The organism is Gryllotalpicola reticulitermitis (assembly GCF_042651345.1).
Lineage (GTDB): Bacteria > Actinomycetota > Actinomycetes > Actinomycetales > Microbacteriaceae > Gryllotalpicola > Gryllotalpicola reticulitermitis.
The window spans coordinates 421,923-441,276 of record NZ_JBHSCN010000005.1 but is presented as its reverse complement, the minus strand read 5'-3'; the positions used below and the strand labels follow the sequence as shown (position 1 = coordinate 441,276).

Annotated in this window: 16 protein-coding genes and 1 other annotated feature; of the genes, 12 read left to right on the top strand and 4 right to left on the bottom strand. The window is 66.9% G+C overall.

The window, feature by feature from the left end; translation table 11 throughout:
- Nucleotides 1-245: 245 nt before the first annotated feature.
- The 7 genes from ACFOYW_RS09200 (at nt 246) to ACFOYW_RS09170 (ending at nt 9,467) form a co-directional block, all read left to right on the top strand.
- Entirely contained in the window at nt 246-575 is a 330-nt protein-coding gene (locus tag ACFOYW_RS09200) for a nucleotidyltransferase family protein (protein WP_390228624.1), read from the top strand.
- A complete protein-coding gene (locus ACFOYW_RS09195) occupies nt 572-757 on the top strand; it encodes a hypothetical protein (protein ID WP_390228622.1) in 186 nt (61 codons plus the stop codon). Before ACFOYW_RS09200 ends, ACFOYW_RS09195 begins: the two co-directional genes overlap by 4 nt.
- A 9-nt stretch (nt 758-766) precedes the next feature.
- On the top strand, nt 767-922 hold the full coding sequence (locus tag ACFOYW_RS09190; protein WP_390229596.1) for a HepT-like ribonuclease domain-containing protein: 156 nt from the start codon (nt 767-769) through the stop codon (nt 920-922).
- Nucleotides 923-1,355: 433 nt separating this feature from the next.
- A complete protein-coding gene (locus ACFOYW_RS09185; RefSeq protein ID WP_390228620.1) occupies nt 1,356-6,719 on the top strand; it encodes an RHS repeat-associated core domain-containing protein in 5,364 nt (1,787 codons plus the stop codon).
- A gap of 1,323 nt (nt 6,720-8,042) precedes the next feature.
- Nucleotides 8,043-8,486: a hypothetical protein gene (locus ACFOYW_RS09180; RefSeq protein WP_390228618.1), complete on the top strand. Its 444-nt coding sequence runs from the start codon at nt 8,043-8,045 to the stop codon at nt 8,484-8,486.
- 103 nt (nt 8,487-8,589) lie between these two features.
- Complete coding sequence (locus ACFOYW_RS09175) at nt 8,590-8,988, top strand: hypothetical protein (protein ID WP_390228617.1); 399 nt, start codon at nt 8,590-8,592, stop codon at nt 8,986-8,988.
- A 14-nt stretch (nt 8,989-9,002) separates the two neighbouring features.
- The gene (locus ACFOYW_RS09170; RefSeq protein WP_390228615.1) at nt 9,003-9,467 is read left to right on the top strand and encodes a DUF4279 domain-containing protein; all 465 of its coding nucleotides are present in this window, start codon (nt 9,003-9,005) and stop codon (nt 9,465-9,467) included.
- Nucleotides 9,468-9,982: 515 nt separating this feature from the next.
- Here ACFOYW_RS09170 and ACFOYW_RS09165 read toward each other — a convergent pair.
- A protein-coding gene (locus ACFOYW_RS09165; protein ID WP_449267384.1) for an IS3 family transposase occupies nt 9,983-11,283 on the bottom strand; the annotation gives its coding sequence in 2 pieces (ribosomal slippage) (nt 9,983-11,001 and nt 11,001-11,283; 1,302 coding nt in all).
- Nucleotides 10,853-11,005: a sequence feature (AL1L pseudoknot), on the bottom strand. Its footprint overlaps the gene before it by 153 nt.
- 110 nt (nt 11,284-11,393) lie before the next feature.
- On the opposite strand from ACFOYW_RS09165, the gene ACFOYW_RS09160 reads away from it, so the two are divergent.
- The 4 genes from ACFOYW_RS09160 to ACFOYW_RS09145 all read left to right on the top strand — a co-directional run bounded on the left by ACFOYW_RS09160 (nt 11,394) and on the right by ACFOYW_RS09145 (nt 14,097).
- A complete protein-coding gene (locus tag ACFOYW_RS09160; protein ID WP_390228612.1) occupies nt 11,394-11,774 on the top strand; it encodes a hypothetical protein in 381 nt (126 codons plus the stop codon).
- Nucleotides 11,765-12,388 carry an ABC transporter ATP-binding protein gene (locus tag ACFOYW_RS09155; RefSeq protein ID WP_390228611.1) on the top strand — a complete coding sequence of 208 codons (624 nt, stop codon included), beginning with the start codon at nt 11,765-11,767 and terminating at the stop codon, nt 12,386-12,388. Before ACFOYW_RS09160 ends, ACFOYW_RS09155 begins: the two co-directional genes overlap by 10 nt.
- Nucleotides 12,385-13,425: a hypothetical protein gene (locus ACFOYW_RS09150; protein ID WP_390228610.1), complete on the top strand. Its 1,041-nt coding sequence runs from the start codon at nt 12,385-12,387 to the stop codon at nt 13,423-13,425. Before ACFOYW_RS09155 ends, ACFOYW_RS09150 begins: the two co-directional genes overlap by 4 nt.
- A 168-nt stretch (nt 13,426-13,593) precedes the next feature.
- The gene (locus tag ACFOYW_RS09145; protein ID WP_390228609.1) at nt 13,594-14,097 is read left to right on the top strand and encodes an amino-acid N-acetyltransferase; all 504 of its coding nucleotides are present in this window, start codon (nt 13,594-13,596) and stop codon (nt 14,095-14,097) included.
- Here ACFOYW_RS09145 and ACFOYW_RS09140 read toward each other — a convergent pair.
- Complete coding sequence (locus ACFOYW_RS09140; RefSeq protein WP_390228608.1) at nt 14,084-16,042, bottom strand: anthranilate synthase family protein; 1,959 nt, start codon at nt 16,040-16,042, stop codon at nt 14,084-14,086. The genes ACFOYW_RS09145 and ACFOYW_RS09140 overlap by 14 nt on opposite strands.
- A 244-nt stretch (nt 16,043-16,286) precedes the next feature.
- On the opposite strand from ACFOYW_RS09140, the gene ACFOYW_RS09135 reads away from it, so the two are divergent.
- The gene (locus ACFOYW_RS09135) at nt 16,287-16,991 is read left to right on the top strand and encodes a hypothetical protein (RefSeq protein WP_390228607.1); all 705 of its coding nucleotides are present in this window, start codon (nt 16,287-16,289) and stop codon (nt 16,989-16,991) included.
- Nucleotides 16,992-17,019: 28 nt separating this feature from the next.
- Here ACFOYW_RS09135 and ACFOYW_RS09130 read toward each other — a convergent pair whose 3' ends face one another.
- Both ACFOYW_RS09130 and radA read right to left on the bottom strand, forming a co-directional pair.
- A complete protein-coding gene (locus tag ACFOYW_RS09130; RefSeq protein WP_390228606.1) occupies nt 17,020-17,862 on the bottom strand; it encodes a PP2C family protein-serine/threonine phosphatase in 843 nt (280 codons plus the stop codon).
- A 72-nt stretch (nt 17,863-17,934) separates the two neighbouring features.
- On the bottom strand, nt 17,935-19,299 hold the full coding sequence (radA, locus tag ACFOYW_RS09125; RefSeq protein ID WP_390228605.1) for a DNA repair protein RadA: 1,365 nt from the start codon (nt 19,297-19,299) through the stop codon (nt 17,935-17,937).
- Nucleotides 19,300-19,354 lie beyond the last annotated feature (55 nt).

Here is a 19,354-nt window from a genome sequence, read left to right as displayed (position 1 = left end):
TGGAGGGACGCGACCTCATGGGGCCATGGTTGGAGCTGATCGATAAGTCGGGCATCGACTGTGCGGCGGCGCAGCCGCCGGCTCCACTTGAATAAGCAACGCAAGTCGGAACCCGTCCTTGGCCGGATTCGGCGTCTGTCGCAGGTTGAGGAAGTCCATCCGTTACGCAGAGCGGTGCGCGGCTTGCGGTGCTCGAGTCTTGCGTGATTAAGCACATGTGCGAGCGTCGCCGCTAGCCTTGGAAGGTGACCGCCACGGATGCCACGCCCGAGTCGCTGGACTTGCGCGAGTTGCTGCGTGCGAACCGCGACCAATTGCAGCTGGTCCTCGACGAGTACCGCGCGGTCAATCCTCGCATATTCGGGTCAGTTGCCCGCGGTGAGGCGGGGCCGGACAGTGACATTGATCTGCTCGTCGATCTGCTCCCGGACGCCAGGCACAGCGACTTGATCCGCGTCGGCGGTCTTCGCGCAGGCCTCCGCCGGGTGCTTGACCAGGACGTCGATGTCCTGGCGCCGCAGTTGTTGAGGGCGCGCGTCTCCGCAACCGCGTTGAAGGACGCCGTTCCCTTATGAGCCGTTCTGCCGGCGACCTCATCACGGACATCCTTGACGCGATCGAGCGCTGCACGCGTTATCGCGGCAGGTTCGATGACGAGGATCCCGAGGTTGTGGAGATGGCGTTCGGCGCGGCCATCCGTTACATCGGCGTCATTGGCGAGGCGGCGAACCATCTGCCGCCGTCGATCACGGATTAGCATCCGGAGATCCCCTGGGCGGCGATTGTGGAGATGCGCAATATCGTCGTCCACGGGTATTTTGGCGTGGATACCAGCATTGTGACCTCAACGCTCGATCGCGACCTGAAGCCGCTGGCCGCCGCATTAGGTCAGCACCTTCCCCAGGACTCCGAACCACGTTGAGCCATTGATCGAACGTCTCAACATAGCTCGGTCCGTTCTCCGCGTAATCGGAACGGCCAAGCCAATGTCGGGAACGGCACAAGTCCTACGACAGTCCTTTTTTGTGGGCTACGGCCACCGGAAGCAGGTCTAGCGATTTCTGACTGCTTACTCGGCTCTTGATTGCTGGCACGAATACGCTCGTTTACCCCTGTTCGGGGAGTGTTTCTGAGAATTCGATAAAAGATAGCTTCTGCTTGTCGCGTGGCTGCACCCGGCATTGGTGGAGCCGGGGTGTCCCGGGGTGGGGGTTCTCGTGCGCTTGAGGTCATCCTGGCGGTTCGGGTCTGTGCTGGGTGGTTTGGGGCGCCGCGGGCGTTGGCTGGCCGCGCCGTTGGTGTTGATGCTTGTTGCCGGTTTGTTGGTGGCTGTGGCGCCGTCGGGGCCGGGGTTCTTGAGCGTCTTCGCGCCGGAAAGGGCGCATGCCACGACGGCGCACGTGACCGGTACGGCGGGCCTGTTCCTGCCCGCGACGGGCAGTCTGTTGAACACGACGAACGGTACGGGTGGGTATTCGACGCCGATGCCGGCGAGCACGGTCCGCACGGTGACGGTCGAGGGTGCGGCGGGGTTGCCGTCCTCGGGCATCTCAGCGGTCGAGGTGTCGTTGGTCGCGCACAACGCGACGTCGACCGGCTATCTGGATGCCGCGGCCTCGGACGGGTCGCTCTCGGTCGTCATGACCTACGACGGCGGGGGCCTGAACGACGCGACGAACTCCGCGATCATCCCGGTCGGCTCGGATGGCAAGATTCAGTTCCGCGCCACGACCCAGACGGACTTGATCGTTGATGTCGAGGGGTATTACACCGCTGGCAACGGAACGACCGCGCCGGGCGGGTATGTGCCGATGAATCAGGTGAAGGTCGCCGATACGGTTTCCCCGGTGGCCGGGTCGGGCATTCCGGCTGGCAACTTGGTGGGCGGCAGCACGTACACCGTGAATGCGTCAGACGGTGGGACGAACACGATCCCCGCGGACGCGCAAGAGGTGTTCGTGGACTTCATGGTCACCAATGCGTCCACGTCGAACGTCGGGCTCAAGTTCTACGCGGCGGATGCGACTACCGTGCCGTCGGGGCTGGCATACTTCGAGCCGACCAGCAGCGAAGCGACCGTGTATTCGGCGGAAGTGCCGCTGAGCGCGGCTGGCAAGTTCGACATCTACGTCTACGCGGGCAGCTCGTACTCGATCAGTCTGCGCGCGTATGTGGAGGGGTACTGGGTGCCCGGGGCGACGGGCGGCTCGTTCACGCCCGCCAGCGGCCGGTTGCTGGATACTCGTACGACGACGCCGGCCCACGTGGCTGCGAAAGCCCACGTGAAGGTGCAGGTGGACGGCGTGGCTGGTGTCCCACCCGTCGGCTCGGGTATCAGCGCCATCTCCTACTCGTTGACCGCGCAGGCATCCACGACCTCGGGCGAGGCGATCGCGTGGCCGGACGGCGCAGCAATGCCGGCCGTGGATGACCTGAGCTACGACAACACCGTGCGCTCGAACCTGCAGGTCACGCAGCTCGGCACCGACGGCGCGATCGACATCTACAACAACTCAGACGCCGCCGCCGACTTCACCGTCTACCTCCAAGGCTGGTACACGGACGCCGGCGGGGCCATTTCGAGCGGGCAGACGCAGACACTGAAGGACGTCACTCTGCAGGGTTCCGACATTGGTGGCGGCTCGTGGGTGACCTATTCCTACCGTGTCGGAACTGCGGGTGGCTTCACGCAGATACCGGCGGACGACACCGTGGCGCAGGGCACGAGCACGTCTCCGTCGTCTTGGCCTCAGCAGGAGAGCGGCACCACGTTCACCCCGTATGTGTGGGATGTGGCGGCGACGCTCGGGTCGACTGCGGCACAGCTGGTGCAAGTGGAGGCGTGCTACGGCACGACGTCAACGGCGACCACTTTGGCGTGCGCGGCTCCGCAGAACATCACCTATTCGCCCGGTGACTTCGGTGACGCGTATGCGACGACGCCACTCGGTCCGGGCTCTCTGTCGCTGCTGACCGGTGATTTCGAGGTTTCTGCCTCTGACGCGGCGGTGTCGTCGAGCTTGGATCACCTGTCGATCGGCCGCACCCTTACGACCCTCACGCCAGCGTCTTCGACAGGCGCCGTCGGGGTCTTCGGGCCGGGCTGGACGACCGACCTGTCGGGTCCGGACGCTGGGGATGCGACGCTGACGCCGGCGGACGACGCCAGCTCTGGGTACATCGTGTTCACGGACACCGACGGCTCGACGAGCATGTACGAGAGCACCACTCCGGTTGGGGTCTACCCGACCACGTTCGTCGGCGTGGATGCGAACGCGGCCGACGGGGTGACGGTGACGAAGACGGGACCGTCGACCATCACGATGACCGATCCGGACGGGACGGTCACGACGTGGACGAAGCCGGCCTCGACCTGGCAGGCGACGTCCGTGGCCGAGACGGGCAGCAGTACGACGGCCTCCTACGTCGTGGACTCGAATTCGAGCGACGCAACGTATGGACTGGTGACGCGGATCATCGCCCCGTACGACACGACGGCGCTGTCCTGCACGGACTCGACCGCCGACACGACGCTGGGGTGCCGGAGCCTGAAGCTCGCGTACGAGAACCTCGGCACCACGTCGTCCCCGATCGAGCGGCTACAGAAGGTCACCCTTTCGGCCCCGCAGGCCGCGGGCACGGCCCACGCCGTGGACGTCGCGGCGTACGACTACACCTCGACGGGCCTGCTCGCTGACGCGTACGACCCGCGGCTGGCGGCCCCGCTGAAGACCGCGTACACCTACGGCGCGAACGGCCGCCTGGCGAGCCTGACGCCGCCAGGCCAAACCCCGTGGGTGTTCAGTTACGACGGCCAGGGCCGCGTGCAATCCGTCTCCCGGCAGGACTCCGGGCAGACCGCGGCGACCACCGTCGTCTACGGGGTGCCGTACACCGGAGCCTCCGCCCCGTCGGCAGGAAGCGGCAGCCAGCTCGACTTGAGCGCCGCGGCCGCGGCCGGGTGGGGGGAGACCTCGGACCTGCCCGCGACGGGAACGGCGGTCTTCCCCGCCACGCACACCCCCGCCTCCACGACTGCCTCCGCTATCACGAGCGCGGACTGGCCGTACGCCACGGTCCACTACCTGGATGCGACGGGGCGCGAGGTCAACACGGCCGAGTACGACAACGGCGGTTGGCAGGTCACGACCACGCAATTTGATGCGAACGGTAACGACGTGTGGGACCTGGCGGCCGGAAACCGCGCCCAAGCCCTCTCACCGACATCCGCCACCGACCCGCTCGTGGCCGCACAAACCAGCAGCGCAACGCGGGCGAACCTGCTGGCCTCGACGACCGCCTACAACCCGCAGGAGCCGTCCGAGGTGACCGATACGTACGGGCCCACCCACCCGACCACGCTCAGCAGCGGCACGGTTGTCGACGGCCAGGACCACACGCACACCGACTACGACCAGGCTGCCCCGGCCGGCGAGCAGCCGGGCCTGCCCACCACGGTCACGAACACGGTGTACGAAGACGCCGCCGGCACCGATTCCGCGTGGCCGGATGAGCAGGTCACCACCAACGGGTACGCCGCCGTCGGATCCATGACCGCAGCCGGTATCGACGGGTGGACGCTGCGCGAGCCGACGACCAGCACCGTGCAGATAACGGCTGCAGGTGGCAGCTCCGACCTGACCACCACCACGGTGTATGACGCGCAGGGCCGCACCATCCAGCACCGCCTGCCCGCAGACACCTCAGGTACCGCCGCCGAGACGCAGAACACGAGCTACTACACCGCCGGCGGTTCCGGCGCCTGCGTGAACCCGGCATGGGCGGGCCTGACCTGCTCGGTCGGACCGGCCGCGCAACCGTCAACGGGTAACCCGCTGCCGGTGACGACGTACAGGTACGACAGTGACGGCAACCCGCTGACCACAACCGAGACCGCCGGCAGCACGGTACGCACCACAATCGACACGTACGACGCGATCGAGCGGCTCACGAGCGAGGCCATCACCGTCACCCCGGCCGGCGCCGGCGGCACCGCGGTGCCGACCATCACTGACGGCTACGACCCGGCCACCGGCCTGCCGACGGCAACGTCGAGCGGTGCCGCGCCGACCGGGCAGACAGTCACCGCAGGCTACGACGCGCTCGGGCGGGAAACCAGCTACACCGACGCGAACGGAAAGACGACGACCACCGCTTACGACCTGGACGGAAACCCGGTTACCGTCACTAGTCCCGCCGGAACAACGACGTACACGTACGACTCCTCGAGCGAGCATCGCGGGCTCGTCACGAGCGAGAACATCAACGTGTCTGGCCAACCCTCGACGTTCCAAGCCTCCTACGACCCGGACGGCAGCCTCACCACCGAGACCTACCCCAACGGCCTCACCGCCACGACGACGCAGGACAACGCCGGGGAGGCCACGCGGCTGGCCTACGCGATGGGTTCCAGCACCTGGATGACGTTCACGCAGACCCACGGGCTCGGCGGTCGGGTGGTCACGCAGTCCAGCCCGGTCAGCTCGCAGGTCTTCGGCTACGACCCGGACGGGCGCCTGACCACCGTTCAGGACACGATCGCGGCAACCGGCAACAGCTCGGCGACGTGCACCACCCGGGCATACACGTTCGACGCCGACTCCAACCGCGTGAAGCTCGATAATTACGCGGCCGCCAGCGACGGGACGTGCACCACCCAGTCCACCGACACGGGCACCAGCTCCACGTTCGATCAAGCCGACCGGATCACCAACCCCGGATACGCCTACGACACGCTGGGCCGCACCACCACGGTCCCGGCAGCAGACGCATCAGGCATCGGCTCATTCGCCACCGCGACCGGGGCACTGACGCTCGGATATTACGCCAACGACATGACCGCCAGCGAAAGCCAAGACGGCCAGAGCGTCAGCTTCGGCCTGGACCCGCTGCTGGACCGCGTCGTCAGCACTACCAACGGCAGCACGGTCACCACCAACGACTACGGCGACGACACGGACAGCCCGAGCTCCTCCACCACCAGCGGCTCCTGGACCCGGTACGCCACGGGCCCGGACGGCGACCTCGACGCCACCATCACCCAGGCCGGGATCGTGACGCTCGACCTGGTCAACCTGCAAGGCGACGAGGTCGCCACCGCAGCCGACTCGGCCAGCGACACAGGAATCACCGCCGGCAGCTACAGCGAATCCACCGAATACGGCGCACCCCGCAACCCCGCATCGGCACCCGCAACCTACGGGTGGCTCGGCGGGAAACAACGCTCCGCCGACAACCTCGGCGGACTCATCCAAATGGGCGTCCGGCTCTACGACCCCGCCACCGGCCGCTTCCTCTCCGTCGACCCCGTCTACGGCGGCAACGCCAACCCCTACATCTACCCCGCCGACCCCATCACCGGCCTCGACCTCACCGGCAAATGGATCTGCGACTGCGGTCCAGGCGAAGAATGGGGCGCCGAGGACCGCGGCGAAGGCGACTTCGGTGGCGGCGGAGGGGACTATTGGCGCCCACTCCGGCATACTGAAGAGCAGGCCCAGGTGGTGCGCGAGGCTAAGGAAGCCAGAACCGCCGCCCGGACTGGCCACCCTATTCGATACGACTACGGCGAAGAGTTGTGGAGCCGAGCCCAACGCGCCGGGCTCCGAGGTCATGGTCCAGAGACGCACGAAGAAAGTAGGCCGGGCAGCTGGTCAGCCACCCACCTACACATAAGCATCGGCCCTATTCGGCACATCGAAGTTATGCGACCAGAATGACCCCGCGATCGAGATACGTCATCAGCAGGAGAGACGCGAATACTGGCTACGAGGCAATCCTCGATTTAGTCTGTCAATTCGGAAACCGTTTCGCCCTTATTGAGGAGCCAAACCCATGGCCCACGGGTGATGCCGCGCGAGAGGTGCTTGCGGTGCTCGAGGGGCAGTCGGTCGGCAGGGATTCAGTAAGCAAATGGCCGGGAGGGACCATATACGGAGAGCGGACGCGCGTTTTGTACCGCGCCGACCAGATCACTACCCGGCTCCTGCTTCAGTTCTCTAGATCGCTATTCGATTGGGTCGCACCTGACCTTCCGCGTGATTTGCATGCGCTCCGGGCCGACGATTCTGTGCTGCTCGGCACTGTCCCGTGTGATCACTACGCGTGGCTGACTCTCTCGGACGAGGAGGAGGACGTTGCCAGGAGCGTGGGGCTCAGGCTCCGGAAGGAAGCCCGCTGAGGAGAAGCGGTCCCCCGATCGCCCACGCGCGCAGTGCTCCCTCCCGGCGTCCACGCGGAAGGCGTAACTACCTAAACAAGCCGAGCTAGCGAGGGCACGGCTGTCTATTCGGCGCATATCAGCCGTCGTCTGCGGTATTAAGTGGCGCAGGTCGTTACAGTCCTTTACGCCCCGTGTAGCTGCATGAGGTCTTCCCGGGGGTATATCTGTTTTTCTGTGTAAGTGGTCATCGGCTTGGTGATCTGTTCAGCTGATGACGAGCCTGTCGCTGTACTTCAGTAGTAGGACGCTGAGGATGCTCGTCCAGTTACTCGGCGGTGCTGGCACCATGGCGGCGGCGAGATCTATGTGAGTTCTCTCGATCCGTCGGCGCTGACTGAGGCGATAGCGCACTATCTCGCTGAGGGCCACCCCAATGAGCCAGCGGAAACTCGACTTCGGCGCATGTCCGAGTCGCCGCCGGCGCTTGCGTAAGGAGATCGAGGCGCTCCCAAAGAGAGGGCAGCATCACCTCTCCCTCGATGGAGTAAGGGAGATTGGACTCCCGGGAGCTCCGGCGGCTCATTCACGCCGGCATCCGGTCGATTGCTCGACACGCGTGCGACGAGCCCGACCGCGGCGAAGGCGACTTCGGCGAATATCTTGATGGCAAGATCATCGAGAAGAGCAAACACGCAAACGAGGTAGCGCACTCTCACGGCTATAGCGGCGCGGAAGCATTGAAGAGAGACTGGGTTGGCCGCGAAGGTGCCTATTATGACATCGGCCATGACCGATACGACCAACTCTGGGTCGTCCGGAAATACACACGGTACGGCCACGCTACGGGTATGTACCGCGGTGAACGTTAGAGTTTGAAATAGTGATTGAAGTAAAGCTGCACGTGAGCACGTCGACGTTGTCCATTGAGGGGCTTACCTCGCACTTAGGGCGGGAACCAAGCCGCTTCACTCGGAGAGGCGACTTCACTCCGGCAGGGCCGCCGCGGCGGTGGCGCTGGAGCTATTGGGAGCTTGACCTGCACGGTGAGCCGGGTGAACGCTTCGGGCTGAGTGGTATAAATCGCCAGTTACATGAACTCGGGGTAGATTTTGCTCGCCGCCTCGGAAGTATCCCGGATCCGGACCGCGGCGTGGGTCTCGAGATCGTACAGGCCGTCGAGGATGATCCCGATGACGTGAACACGTCAAACTTCATCTTTTCGGAGGAGTCGATCCAGTGGCTGGCGACGGCGAGGGCTCGGATAATGATCACCCAGTACCTTTATCCTGAGAAGGATAATCTAGAACTGTCGGGAAATAACTAACCTGGATTAGCTATGAGCCGATCCGGAACCACTATACTGGTTGCGGTGAGGCGGCCTCATCCAAATGGGTGTGTGGCTCTACGACCCCGCTACCGGCCGGCTCATGAGTACCGACCCCGTCTACGGCAACGCCAACCCCTACATCTACCCCGCCGACCCCATCACCGGCCTCGACCTCACCGGCAAATGGATCTGCGACTGCGGTCCAGGCGAAGAATGGGGCGCCGAGGACCGCGGCGAAGGCGACTTCGGTGGCGACGGCAATGGACGATATGGCGAACGAGAGTTTCGCGGCAAAATAGTCAAAGGTAACTCTCGAGCTAATGAGGAGGCGCGAGAGCATGGGTTTGAAGGAGCCGAAGACTTTACGGAAGAACACCTCGGCGCCCTGAGAGCGGTGAGTAGGTACGACATGGGGTACGACGACGACGGCCGGATATGGGTCGTGCGCAAAGGCACGCACTGGGGCGACGGTACGCAGTACTTCCGCCGGGTGTTCTAACGGCGGGAGAGTGCATGATTGACGTGACCCTTATAGTTCAGACGTCGGCATTGGCCATGGAGGAACTGGTGCGCCACCTTGGCCGAGAGCCGAGTCGGGGCTCACGTAAGGGCGGCGAGGTCGGCGCGGGACGCGTCCGGCGCGCAACTATATGGCAGCTAACCCTGCACGCTCCGACGGGAGTCCACATGGGCCTGGACGGAATAAATGACGCTCTGAGTGTCCTTGGTCTTGACTTCGCGGCCCGGCTCGGTGCGATCCCTGATCCTGGCGCTGAAGTTGTCCTCCAAATCGTCCAGTCCGTAGAGGATGATCCCCTTGATGAACACACTTCCAACTTTTACTTCTCACAGGATACGGTTCGCTGGCTCGCCACGGCCGGTGCCGATGTCACCATCACCCAGTACCTCTATCCCGATGAGGACGGAACCACGTCGCCTCGCGAGCGCGCGTCTGAGGCCCGCGAAAGGCAGAACTGATGGGCGCCTCGCGTAACCCTCGCGGCGCACCGACGGCCTACGGGTGGCTCAGCGCCGAAATGCCGCAGCCCCCGGCCGGCACACGCTGGCGGTCAGCGCAACCGGGCGTCCCGGAGGACGTCGTTCGGGGTTTGGAACTCCAAGCGTTTCCGGGGCCGGTCGTTGAGTTCGGCCGCGACGGCGTCGGGCTCGGCGTCGGTGCTGCGCGGCCAGGCTGGGTCAACAGCTCGCCAAGGAATTCGGGACGACGGGCCTTGGGTTGCTCCGTCCATAGGCTGCCCGACGGGCGAGCACGGGTGATGTTTCGCTACAAGGACCCATCGGGCGAGCATCACGACATCTACCGCGGAAAGTTCTTCCGATGAATTCAACCCTCTCTACCTTGCTTGCGAAACTGTCAGCTGCCCCGGGGCTGTCTACTTGGGAGAGCGCGACCGTTGAGGGGCGGCGCCTGAGTCTCCCGCTCGCGTTCGGGTCATGCTCAGTGAAGCGCCCCGGGTTTCGTGGAGGCTCGGTTAGTTGGTTGCGGCTGTTGCCGTGACCTCGTCCCGAGCGTAGCTGGCTACCGGATACTCGGCCCAGTACGCGGTTTCATACTCGGCGGGTGGGACGAGCCCGATCTCGCCGTGCAGTCGTCGGTGGTTGTACCAGTCGACCCACTCGGCGGTCGCGATCTCCACGTCTCTGATCGAGGCCCAGCCGCCCTTGGGACGCATCATCGGGTTGCGGATGCATTCGGCTTTGAACAGCGAGTTCAGCGCCTCGGCCATCGCGTTGTCATAGCTATCCCCGACCGTTCCGATCGAAGCGACGGCCTCGGCCTCCGCGAGACGCTCGGTGTAGCGAATGGCCCGGTACTGCACTCCGGCATCGCTGTGGTGGACCAGACCGGTGGTGTCCTGCCCGACCTTGCGCCGCTCCCACAGGCCCATATCGAGCGCGTCGAGGGCGAGGTCGGTGCGCATGCTCGTCGAGGTCTGCCAGCCGACCACGCGCCTCGAGTGCACGTCGAGGACGAACGCGGCGTACACCCAGCCGGCATGCGTGCGGATGTACGTGAAGTCCGCGACCCACAGCCGGTTCGGTGCCATCGCCCCGAACTCGCGCTTCACGAGGTCCTCGGGCCGGGGCGTCTCGGCGCCGGCAGCGATCGTCGTGCGCCGCGTCTTGTCACGCCGCACGCCCTGCAGGCCGGCGGCGCGCATCAGCCGCTCCACCGTGCAGCGCGCCACCTGGGTGCCGGCCCGGTTCAGCGCCGCATGGATCTTCCGGGCGCCGTACACGCCGAGGTTCGCGCGATGCGCCGCCGCGATCTCCTCGCTCAGCTGCCCGTCCTGCACAGCCCGCGCCGATGGCGGGCGCGTCTTGGCGGCGTAGTAGGTGCTCGGGGCGATCCGCACGCCTGCCTCCCGCAGGACCGTGCAGATCGGCTCGACCCCGAACCGGCCGCGGTGGCCGTCGATGTACTCGACAGCCACCCGGGCGGGCACCTGGGCTACTTGATCTTGCGGTCGAGCTCCGCCGCGGCGAAAAACGCCGACGCCGTCTTCAGGATCTCGTTCGCCCGCCGCAGCTCCCGGTTCTCCCGCTCCAACTGCGCGATCCGCTGCGCATCGGCCGTGGTCACCCCGGGCGCCTCACCCGCATCGACCTCCGCCTGCCGCACCCACCCCCGCAGCGCCTCCGGGTTGATGCCCAACTGGTCAGCGATCCGCTTGATCGCCCCAACCTTGCTCGCCGGGTCCCGCCGCGCCTCGACCGCCAGACGCGTCGCCCGCTCCTTCAACTCAACGCTGTACTTCCTCGGTGCTGCCATGACTCTCATCCTTCACAGGTTCAAGAGCCCCCACCGAACCCGGGGCGCTTCACAGCGTCAACGGCGAGGTAATCGTCGTCATCGGACGGAAGCGGATCGGTCTGTCGTCCGTGACGCCCGCAGTCGTCGACGCCAGGCCCCTCGTTGACGCGCTGAAGGAGGGTGTGGGCAACGGCATCATTACTGCGGTCGATTCAAGCGATTCCGGCACCTTGACCCGCCGCTTCACAGGCGCTCTTCTCGAGGCGAGGCACTCGACGGAGCGCGGCTCTGTCCCGTCCACTGCCGTCTACACCGCTATCTCTGGTCATTCCTGCGTCTTCGAATGGCGCGAGCGGTCGGATCGAAGGGTGTCGGCTGTCCAGTTGTCGGCCGTCTCGGTTGATTCGGCGGGCGTCGGACAGGCACTTGTCGATGCGTCGCTCATCGGCAAACACGTCGTTCGTGACCCGACGGTTCTCAAAGCTGCGGAGCTCGCAAGATGCAGGTAATCGTTGAAGGTGTGGGATTCTCGTACCGGAACCGTCAAGTCCTTGACCAGTTTGACGCGCGGTTCGAGAGCAATCGCGTGACCGCGCTTGTAGGGCCGTCCGGCAGTGGTAAGTCGACCCTTTTGGCTGCGATCGCGGGGTATACGCGCCCTCAGGCCGGCCACGTCTGGTTTGCCGATCCCGACGGGCAGCGGAAGCGGCCGTCCGTTGAGCAAGTGACGTGGATTGCGCAGGACGCGAACGTTCTCGCAGCGCGGACCGCGCTTGACAATGTCCTGGTTGGCGCGCTCAGCGACGGGTCACCGTTCTCGGCGGCCTCAGAGCGCGCCCTCACTGCCCTCCGGGATGTCGGCCTGGCACACCTGATGAACGAGCGTTGCCGGACCATGTCGGGTGGTGAGAAACAGCGCGTCGCTATTGCCCGCTCGCTCGCATCGGATCGCCCGCTCATCGTGGCCGATGAACCCAGCGCAAGCTTGGATGAGTCGAGCACTCGCAGCATCGCGCGCCTTTTGTCGACGATCGCAGGTCGCGCTACCGTCATCGTTGCTACGCACGACCCGGTTATCGTGGAAGCCGCGTCCGCGGTTGTCCGACTTCGGGGCGACCTGTGACGACAGCTGCACGGTGGGCGCTACCTTTGCTGCTCCGGGAGGCGACGCGCAACGTCTTGAATGTGCGTTCTCGCATGTTTAGCTCGGTCCTGCTCGCCACAGTGTTCGGCTCTGCAACGGCGGCATTCTCGGCGCTTGATGCGCACGCGTTCAATCGCCAGCTGCAGCAGTTGCAGGCAATGGGCAGCAATGTAGTCTCCTTCGAATCAGCGTCGCCGAATACCACAGTCCTGATCACGAGGAGCTCATGCGAGGCGCTGGCTCAAGACGGCGGGGTGCAGCGCGCCGGGCTCCTCATCGATGACGGCATTCGCGATGTCCCCGAGCTCGGCGCCCGCGTCAGTACCTATTCAGCGAGCCCGAGCCTGTTCCCCCGCCTTCGGTCAGCTGACGGCGTCCTCGGTGTGGCTCTGGGCAGCTCCAACGAGCCGCGTCGAATCACGATCGAAGGTGCAGGTACACGGCTTCTCGTTGCGGGGTTGGCGCAGCCAGAAGGCATCCCGACCAACACTGGCGTTATCTTCCCGCTTCCGGCCGGCACAACGGCAGCCTCTGCCTGCACGGTGGTCCTTGACCAGTTCGCTTCACCCCACGTGCTTGCCAGCAGCCTCGCGGCGGAACTCGTCGTCACCGGCGGTGACATCATGCCGATCCGCCGGCTCACCCCCACTTTGGATCCAGTGGCGCAGTGGCGAGCTCGGCCCGGTCAGTACGTCGCGCCCGCGCTCGGGCTCGCTGGTGGCCTCTGCGTGACACTGCTCACGTGGACCAGGTCCGGAGAGATGGCTGCGTACCGGCTCTCCGGAACCCGAAGAGCGGCGCTTGCCACCATCCTCACGTGTGAAGCGCTGCTCACCGCGTCCGTGTTTGCCACGGCGGGGATCGTCGCGGCCACCACGCTCGCGCGTTTTTACATAAGTGCGACCGAGGTCTTTCTCTGGATCTTCGCCGGCAGCGCGATCTGGGTGCTCGCCGCTGCCGCCGGCGTCGTTCGGTCGATCGTCGTTGGGGCGATCACGCTGACGCGCGAACGTTGAAGCTCCCTGCGGATTGGGAGTAGTTCCGGCCCCGCTCGAGCGCTTCGACAAGAACCAGTCCCTGAGCCTGGCGTCAGGGGGTGTGCGTGCGGCGCGCCGCACGGATGCCTCGCGCGACGCGCAGGCGGCGGATCCGAGCCGCGCACGCTGCGTCCCTAGGATTGACGAATGGGTTCATTCCAGGTCCGCCGCGCCCGCACGAGCGATGTGCGCGGCATCCGCGAACTGATGGAACCGCTCGTCGAGGAGCGGATCCTGCTCGGCAAGCAGCCCGTGACGCTGTTCGAAGCGGTGCAGGAGTTTCGCGTCGCCGAGACCGGCGCGGGTGAGCTGATCGGCTGCGGCGCGCTTCACGTCATGTGGGAAGACCTGGGCGAGGTGCGCACGCTCGCGACGGCGCGCGAGTGGCGCGGGCGCGGCGTCGGCCACTCGCTCCTCGAGCGGCTCGAGACGGATGCCCGTCAGCTCGGCCTCTCGCGCCTGTTCTGCCTCACGTTCGAGACGGGTTTTTTCGGTCGGCACGGTTTCGTCGACATGGGCACCGAGACGGTCGACCCCGTCGTCTACGAGGAGCTGCTGCGTTCGAGCGACGAGGGCGTCGCCGAGTTCCTCGACCTGGCCCGCGTCAAGCCGAACACCTTGGGCAACACGCGCATGATCAAGCAGTTGTGAGCTGAGCCTCGTGCAGGGCGAACTCCGTCAGGCGGCGCAGCGTCGCGAGGCCGTCTGAGGAGAGCACCGACTCGAGGTGGCCCTGAATCGACGCGACGCCGGGCCCGCGCAGGGCCGTGACGATGCCGTCGTCGTCAACGGATGCCTCGAGCTCGAACTCGGTTCGCGGGGACCGTGCGCCACGGAGCCGTGCCGTCGCACCGAACGTGTTGTAGAAGCCGATGGCTGCGCGTTCGCCGAAGACGTCGACATCGAGCCGGACGCCCTGCCGTGGCGCGGGCAGGCTGACGATCTCGTAACCCGCGAGCTGTGCGAGCACCTGGTGGCTGAGGCACACCGCGAGCGCGGGGCGCTTGGCGCGCAGACGCTCGAGCATGAGGGCGCGCAGTCGGGCGATGCGGCGCTGCGAGAGGTCCCGCGGGTCGCCGGGGCCGGGGCCGAACACCACGAGCTCGTCGTCGGCGACCGACTCGACCTCGGCCCAGTGCGCGCGGCGCACCTCGAGCCCCAGGTGTCGCAGCTGATGGGCGAGCATGGTCGTGAACTGGTCCTCGTTGTCGATGACGAGGGCGCTTCTGCCCGTGAGCTGCGAGCTCGAGGCATCCGTATCGTCTGCGGCCTGCGCCCGGTCGGGCATGACCCGACCGGCGTCTGGCGCGCGGCGACCCACTGGGTCCCCGCTGTTCTGCGCCAGACGCCAGAACGACGCGAGCCGCTCGTTGCGCGCTGCCAGCGACTCGCCGACGCCGGTCTGCGCGTTGAGGTCGATGCGGCTGGCGGATGCCTGGCGCGGCAGCAGTCCGAGCGCGGCCAGCACGCCGGACGCCTTCGCACGCGTCTCGGCGACCTCGCCCTCGGGCGTGGAGTGCCGCACCAGCGTCGCGCCCGCAGGCACCGAGAGCCGTCCGCCGGCCTCCAGGTACGCGGTGCGGATCAGGATCGGGGCATCCAGCTCGTATCCCACGGAGTCCGGCTCGAAGAGAGCCAGCACGCCTGCGTAGTAGCCGCGGGGCCGCGGCTCGTGCCGGGCGATCACGGTGCACGCGTTCTGCATGGGCGATCCGGTGACGGTCGGCGCGAACATGGTGAGGCGCAGCGCCTCGCGCACGTCGAGCGAGGTGCGGCCCTCGAGCAGGAACTCGGTGTGGCTGAGCCGTGACATCTGCTTGAGGTACGGGCCGAGGATGCGGCCGCCGTCGGGGCAGACGGCGCTCATCATCTTCATCTCCTCATCGACGACCATGAAGAGCTCCTCGCTCTCCTTGACGTCGGCGAGGAAGTCGAGCACGCCGTCCCGCGTCGGGCCCGTCGCGGGGTGGCGGTAGGTGCCGCTGATCGGATTCATGAGCGCCACGCCGCCGTGCACCGAGAGGTGCCGCTCGGGGGTCGCGCCAACCATGGAGAGCGGAGGGGTGTTCGGCGTGGGAAGGTGCACGGCGAACGTCCAGTAGGCGCCGGACTCGTCGGTGAGCAGGGCACGGAACCAGGACAGCAGGGCGGGTACGGTCGGGGCATCCGTCTGGCCGAGGAAGGACCGCGCGATCACGAAGTTCGCGCCTTCGCCCCGGCCGATCTCGTCGTCGATGACACGGCGGACGATGCCTGCGTACTCGTCGTCCGGTGTGTCGAAGCCCTGCGGCTCGACATGAGCCGGCTCGCTGGGGAATGCGACGAGCGCCTCGGTGAGGGGCACGGTCCCGCGTTCGCTCACGATCAGGCAGCGCAGTGGTGCGCCGTCGTCATGGACGGCGAACCCGCGCTCGCGCACCTGCCGGAACGGGACGGCGGCGAGCACGGGGCGGCCGTCGAGCGGGATGTCGGCGAGCACGTCGACGTCGACGACGTCACCGCTCAGCACCTCGATGCCGGCGCCGTCGTGGCGGCGCAGCAAGGCGAAGGGAAGCGCGCCGGCGGAGGCGACGATGCGGTCGAGCAGGGAGTTCATGGCGGTCCTCAGCTGTCTGCCGCCCGGCGGGGGAGCGCCCCGCATACGCGAAACGACCGCCCGTGAGGCGGTCGTTGTACGTGTGCGCGTCGACCCGCCTAGGAGGCGGGCCACCAGTTCTGGCCAAGACGCGCGTGCATGCCGACACCCTAGCCCGCGCCGCGCGCCCGTGACAAGCCGGGACCGCGCCGACCACGCGGCGCGCCTCGAATCCACGGTCGGAGGCGCCCCTTAATCTGCATGCATGTCGACGCCTCAGCACCCCGTCGGCCGCCGTTCGCCCGCCGTGTACCGGCGCCGTCGCCTCATGGTGCTGCTGATACTGGTCGCCATCGTCGTGCTGGTCGTGCTCACGATCGTGCGGCCGTGGCGCGGCTCGGGGAAGCCGGCTGCGGCACCGGCATCCGTACCCGCGTCATCGTCGCCGGCCGCGCAGCGCACAGGCGCCGCGGCCAGCCCCGCCGCCTCGGCCACCCCCAGTGCGTCGGCTCGGCCGACTGCGGCGGCTACGCCGACTCCGAGCGCGACGGTGGTTGCGGCCGGCAAGCCGTGCGCTCCGGCGAGTATCGATGTCGAGGCGATCACGGATGCCTCGAGCTACGGCGCGACCCAGCGCCCGCTGCTGTCGCTCTCGCTCACGAACGACGGGTCGCAGATGTGCACGATCGACGCGGGCACGGCCGCGATGGTGTTCACGATCTCAAGCGGCCGGGACCAGTACTGGACCTCCACCGACTGTCAGACCGACCCGGTGCACACGGTCATCAAGCTCGAGCCGCGGAAGACGCTCACTTCGGTGCCGATCGCGTGGGATCGCACTCGTTCGTCGAAGTCGACGTGCAAGAGCTCGACGCGACCGCAGGCGCCGGCCGGGGGCGCCGCGTATCACCTGTCGGTCGCCGTCGACGGCATCGCGTCGAAGACGACGAAGCAGTTCCTTCTGAACTGAGCCGCCGCGTACCTGTGCTGGCGACCGGTCAGCGGAGCGCGGGCTGAGACGGGCGCTCGATGGTGTCGTCGGTGTCGCCCTCGGCGTCGTCTGCGTCGTTGGCGTCGCCGTTCGTGGTGGTGCGGTCGGCGTGCACCGACAGCACGATGACCGTGATGTTGTCATGACCGCCGGCCACGTCGGCCGCTTCGACGAGTTGCGGCGCGATCGATCCTTCCGGCTCGTCGCCGAAGATGACGTCACCCGCGAGAATGCTGGCGATGAGCTGATCGCTGAGCTCCTTCGTGAGGCCGTCTGAGCAGATCATGAAGGTGCGCGTGCCGGTGGCGGGCAGCACCCACACGTCGGGTTCGACGATGTCGTCAGCCCCGAGCGCACGAGTGATGACGTTGCGCTCAGGGTGGTACATCGCCTGCTCGGGAGTGATCGCGCCGGTGTCGAGCAGCTCTTGCACGGCGGAATGGTCGACGGTCACCTGCTCGAGGGCCCGACCGTCCCAGCTGTAGACGCGGGAATCGCCGATGTTCACGACCATCCAATGAGGGCCGGTGTCGGTGGCGACCCGAGCGACGCCGGTGAGCGTGGTGCCGGCGCGAGCGGCGCCCCTGTCTTCGGGTTCCGAGAGATCGCGCACTGCGTAGTTGGCGGATGCCACGGCCTCGCGCACGTCGTCAGGGCTCGGATCGCTTCCCGCAGGCACGCGCGCGGCGAGGGCCGCGATGGCCGCCTGGCTCGCGCGGTCGCCGAAGGAGTGGCCGCCCATACCGTCGGCGACGAAGAACATCGGGTCGGCGGCGAGGAACGAGTCTTCATTGATCGCCCGCACGCGACCGGTCTCGGTGTGAGCGCTCACCTCAAGTCGTTGTGCCATCTGCTTGCCTCCCCGCGCAAATTTCTACGCATCGTATCGGGCACGAGTGACGCGCTCTTCGCTGTGATCGCCTCAGAACGGCGGCACGCCCGTCGGCCCGCCGCCCTTCTCGTCGAAGTGCAGAGCGCGGGGCACGGCGAAACTCACGTGCAAGGCATCCGCATCGATCAGTGTCGTGAAGCCGAGCCGTCTCGCCTCGCTCGCGCGTTGTCGTGCGGCAGGAGCGGGTCGGATGTCGCCCGCCAGACTGATCTCGCCGAACGCGGCGGTCTCGTTGGCCACGGTGCCGCCCGTCACTGCGCTCGCGATGGCGAGCGCGATCGCGAGGTCGGCGGCCGGCTCGGTGACCCGGACGCCGCCCACCGTCGAAACGTAGACGTCGCTCTTGCGCAGCTCTTCGAGTTTGTAGCGGCGATCGAGCACGGCGATGAGCATCGCCACGCGCGCGGAGTCGACGCCGCTCGTGATGCGCCGCGGGTTGGAGCCCTCATTCGGAACGACGAGCGCCTGCACCTCGACGGGCAGAGGGCGCCTGCCCTCCATCGCGATGGTGACGCAGGTGCCGGAGACGGGAAGCACGGAGCGAGACAGGAACAGCCCGCTCGGGTCGGGTACTTCAGCGATGCCGTCGACCGTCATCTCGAAGCAGCCCACCTCATCGGTCGGGCCGAAGCGGTTCTTGAGCGCGCGGACGAACCTCAACGGCGTCTGCCGGTCGCCCTCGAACTGGCAGACCACGTCGACGAGGTGCTCAAGCAGCCGCGGCCCCGCGACGTTGCCGTCTTTCGTGACGTGGCCGACGAGCAGCACCGGAACGTTGCGCTCTTTCGCGACCCGGATCAGCGTGACCGCGACCTCACGCACCTGCGCCGGGCCGCCGGCGAGCCCGCCGACCTGCGCGCTCGACACGGTCTGCACTGAGTCGACGATAACGAGCCCCGGCTTCACGGCGTCGAGCTGGCCGACGATGGCGCCGAGGTCGGTCTCGGCGGCGAGATAGAGGTTGTCGTTCAGCGCACCGGTGCGCTCGGCGCGCAACCGCACCTGGCTCGCGCTCTCTTCCGCCGAGACGTAGAGCACCCGCTCGTACGCCGCCGCGGCCTTCGAGGCGACTTCGAGCAGCAGGGTCGACTTCCCGACGCCGGGCTCGCCCGACAGCAGGATCGCGGCCCCGGGCACGATGCCCCCGCCCAACACCCGATCGAACTCGGCGATGCCGCTCGGCCAGTGGCTCGCCGCATCCGCCTCGACCTCGCTGATCGGTCGCGCGCGCCGCGCGTCGCCGATCGCGACCGGATTGAGTGCTCGTAGCGCGCCCGTGGGAGCTGCGGCCTCGACGACGGTGTTCCACTCGCCGCACTCCGCACAGCGGCCGACCCACTTCGACGTCGCCCAGCCGCACTCGGTGCAGGAAAAAGAAGTCGCGGTCTTGGGCATGCGGAAAGGCTATGAGGCGCCACCGACATTCGCGGTGAGCCGCGCTCGCGACGGT